Here is a 3,857-nt window from a genome sequence, read left to right on the forward strand (position 1 = left end):
ATCTGAGGTTGGCGCTCGAGCGACGGCTTGCAACAGCACGCGCAGACCGGAACTAGAATTCCCTCAGTCGCTCCAATCGGGCGGTGCTACTTACAAGGAGGTTCTGATGAACGAAACCCTGCAGACTGGCTACCTCGGTGCCGGTGCGGTCAGCGAGCAGCGCAATCGCGTGCTGCGCAACACCTACTGGCTGCTGGCCCTGTCGCTGGTCCCAACAGTGTTCGGAGCCTGGGCCGGCGTGAGCACCGGCTTCAGCTTCTTCGCCGGCAGTCCGTTCATCGGATTCTTGCTGTTCATGGGCATTGCCTTCGGCTTCTTCTTCGCGATCGAGAAGTTCAAGAATTCAGGCATCGGCGTCGCGCTGCTGCTCGGATTCACGTTCTTCATGGGTCTGATGCTGTCGCGCCTAATCGGAGCCGTGCTGGGTTTCAGCAACGGCGCTTCGCTCATCGGTTTTGCCTTCGGCGGCACGGCTGTCGTGTTCTTCGGCATGGCCTCGCTGGCCACGACGATCAAGCGCGATATTTCGGGCATGGGCAAGTGGCTGATGGTCGGCGTGATCGGCATCATCGTCGCGGCGGTCGCCAACATCTGGCTGCAAATGCCGGCACTGATGGCCACGATCTCGGCGCTGGCCGTCGTGATCTTCTCGGCCTTCATCCTCTACGACATCAAGCGCATCATCGATGGCGGCGAGACGAACTACGTGACCGCCACCCTGGGCATCTACCTCAGCATTTACAACATTTTCCAGAGCTTGCTGAGCCTGCTGGGCATCTTCGGCGGCGAACGCGAATAGTCGCGCTGCTGCTGATTAAGGAAAACGGGGTCTTCGGGCCCCGTTTTCCGTTGTGCGCGCGGCCGACTCACGCCCGTTCATGCTCGAACACCGCGATAGATTCCACATGCGCGGTATGCGGGAACATGTTCACGGTGCCGGCCCTCGTGCAGCGATAGCCGGCCTGATGGACCAGCAAGCCGGCGTCGCGTGCCAGTGTCGACGGGTTGCAGCTCACATAGACGATCCGCCGCGGCGGTAGCCAGGCGTTAACCGGGTCCGGAGCCTGCACGGCATCGACCAGTGCCTTGACGAGTGCCAAGGCCCCCTCACGTGGCGGATCGATCAGCCATTTGTCCGCCAGTCCGTGTTGCAGCAGATCGGACGGGCTCATCTCGAACAGGTCGCGCATCTCGAAGGCGGCCTTGTCGGCCAAGCCGTTCAAGGCCGCGTTCTCTCGCGAACGCACCACCAGCGCCGCACTGCCTTCGACGCCGAGCACTTCCCGCCCCCGCGTGGCGATCGGCAGCGTGAAGTTGCCGAGGCCGCAGAACCAGTCGATCACCCGCTCGTGCGCCTGCACGTCGAGCAGGCTGAGCGCTCTGCCTACCAGCGCCCGGTTGATGCTGTGGTTGACCTGGGTGAAATCCGTCGGCTTGAACGGCATCACGATGCCGAACTCAGGCAAGGTGTAAGCGAGTGGCGGGCCGTCCTCGTCGAGCCGGTGCACACCGTCGGGGCCCTTGGGCTGGAGCCACCACTGCACGCTGTGCGCAGCGGCGAATGCACGCAAGCGCTGCCGATCTGCGGCGCTGAGAGGCTCCAAGTGGCGCAGCACGAGCGCGGTGACCCGGCCCTCGGGCGCTTCGCCGATCGCTACTTCGATCTGGGGCAGCCGGTCGCGGCCGTCCATGCCTTCGATCAAGGCGCGCAACGGAATCAGCATTGCACTCAAGTGCGGGGGCAGGATCTCGCACTGCGTCATGTCGGCCACATGACTCGACTTGCGCTCGTGAAAGCCGATCAGCACGCGTCCCTTCTTTGGCACGTGCCACACGGACAGCCGGGCGCGGTAACGGTAGCCCCAAGTGGGCCCCTCGATCGGGCGCAGCATCTGCTCGGCCTCGACCTTGCCCAGGTGCCACAGGTTGTCTTCGAGCACACGCTGCTTCACCGCGATCTGCGCGCCTATGTGGAGGTGCTGCATCTTGCAGCCACCGCAGATGCCGAAGAATTTGCAGCGCGGCACGACGCGCTGTGAACTCTCGTGCCGCAGCGCCACCACGCTGGCCTGTTCCCAGTTGTTCTTGCGCCGGCCTACCGCCACTTGCGCCTGCTCGCCGGGCAGCGCGCCGTCGATGAACACCACCTTGCCCTCGGCGTTGTGCGCCACACCCTGGGCTTGGAGATCCAGCGATTCGACCGTCAGCCATTCGTCTCTTGCCGTCATGCCGCAATTATCCCGAGCCGAGCACGCGAACGGATGAAGAAGCGGTCCGCGCCGACGTCGCAGAAAATCCGTTGAAGCCCCGCGCGCTCGACGGACGCTCGGGCGGCTCACGCCGTCAGAACACCGAGTCGCGGTCGATGCCCTTGCGCGCCATGCGGCGCTTGAGCTTGCCGAGCGCCTCTTGCTGGATCTGGCGGATGCGCTCACGCGTGAGGCCCAGCCGCTCGGCCAGCACTTCCAGCGTCTCAGGCTCCCGGTCGTGCAGGCCGTAGCGGCCGGCCAGCACCTCGCGTTCACGCTCGCTGAGTTCGTCGAGGCCGTGCTGCAGCAACGCGTCCAACTCGTGACTGAGACGCTGGCCCAGCGGATCGGCAGCCTGCTCGTCGACCACCATGTCGATCACGGTCTCGGCGCCGTTTTCGCTGGGGTGGCGCTCCAGGGGCGCGTCGAGCGAAGTCGGTTGTTCGGCGAAACGCAGCAGTTCGCTCACCTCTTGAACCGGGCGGCCGAGCGCAGCGGCCACCGCTTCGGCACTGACGGCGCGGCCACTGGCGCCGGCGGCCGCAGCCCCTTCGAGCACGCGCCGGGCCTTGAGCACCTGATTGAGTTCGCGCACCACGTGCACCGGCAGCCGGACCAGCCTGGCCTGATGCATGATCGCGCGCTCGATGCCTTGGCGTATCCACCACGACGCATAGGTCGAGAAACGGAACCCGCGCTCGGGCTCGAACTTGCCGATCGCATGCATCAGGCCGAGGTTGCCTTCTTCGATCAGGTCGGTCATCGGCAGCCCGCGGCCGAGGTAGTTCTTGGCGATGCTGACGACCAGGCGCAGGTTGCGCTCGATCATCTGCTGGCGCGCGGCAAAGTCGCCTGCGCGCGCACGTTTCGCGGTCGCGAACTCCTCGGTCGGCGTGAACAGCGGTGCGCGGCGAATCTCGCGCAGGTAGACCTGCAGCGTGTTGCCGATCTCGCTTTCGCCCGCGGCGAGGGCGACTGGAATCGTCAGATCGGGGAGGTCGTCGTCTCCGCCGGTCGGCGGGAAAGCCACCTTGTCTGCCGGCAGCCCGGCGGCCGCGCCGTTGCTTGCATGACCCGCTCCCGCAAGCGCGCTGCCGTTGTGCAAGTGGCGCTTCCTGTCGATCATGATCGGGGCCAGCGCCTCAGCGCGGCGGTAACAAGCGCGTTGGATCAACGGGCTTGCCGAGCTTTCTGATCTCGAAGTGCAGCTGCACGCGATCGGCGTCGGTCGAACCCATTTCGGCAATCTGCTGGCCTCGCCGCACCGGCTGGTCTTCCTTGACCAGGAGCGCGCGGTTGTGCGCGTAGGCACTCAGGTAGGTGGGGTTGTGCTTCACGATGACGAGGTTGCCATAACCGCGCAGCCCCGAGCCGGCGTACACGACGCGACCATCCGCCGCCGCCAGCACGGCATCGCCGGGCTTGCCGCCGATGACCACGCCCTTGGTGCGTGCCTCGTCGTATTGCGCAAGCACCGGGCCGCTGGCGGGCCAGGCCCAGCCCGGATCGTTTTCGTCCTTCACGGCCGGAGGTGCCGGCTCCGGCGGCGGCGGCAGGACCACGGGCGCGGCAGCGCTGGGGGGCGACTGCACCGGCGCGGCGCCGGCC

4 protein-coding genes are annotated in these 3,857 nt (G+C 66.0%); 1 reads left to right on the forward strand and 3 read right to left on the reverse strand.

Features of this window, described 5'->3' with window-relative positions:
- Positions 1-106 precede the first annotated feature (106 nt).
- Positions 107-799 carry a Bax inhibitor-1/YccA family protein gene (locus H0W38_RS18465; protein WP_292456824.1) on the forward strand — a complete coding sequence of 231 codons (693 nt, stop codon included), beginning with the start codon at positions 107-109 and terminating at the stop codon, positions 797-799.
- A 67-nt stretch (positions 800-866) separates the two neighbouring features.
- Here H0W38_RS18465 and rlmD read toward each other — a convergent pair whose 3' ends face one another.
- From rlmD to H0W38_RS18480, 3 genes are all read right to left on the reverse strand, one after another.
- Positions 867-2,228: a 23S rRNA (uracil(1939)-C(5))-methyltransferase RlmD gene (rlmD, locus tag H0W38_RS18470; protein WP_292456826.1), complete on the reverse strand. Its 1,362-nt coding sequence runs from the start codon at positions 2,226-2,228 to the stop codon at positions 867-869.
- Between the two features lie 115 nt (positions 2,229-2,343).
- Positions 2,344-3,375, reverse strand: coding sequence for an RNA polymerase sigma factor RpoS (gene rpoS / locus H0W38_RS18475; RefSeq protein ID WP_292456827.1), 1,032 nt, complete (start codon positions 3,373-3,375; stop codon positions 2,344-2,346).
- 16 nt (positions 3,376-3,391) lie between these two features.
- On the reverse strand, positions 3,392-3,857 hold a 466-nt coding region (locus H0W38_RS18480; protein WP_292456829.1), incomplete at its 5' end, for a peptidoglycan DD-metalloendopeptidase family protein.

It is taken from the genome of Methylibium sp. (assembly GCF_013817365.1).
Lineage (GTDB): Bacteria > Pseudomonadota > Gammaproteobacteria > Burkholderiales > Burkholderiaceae_C > Methylibium.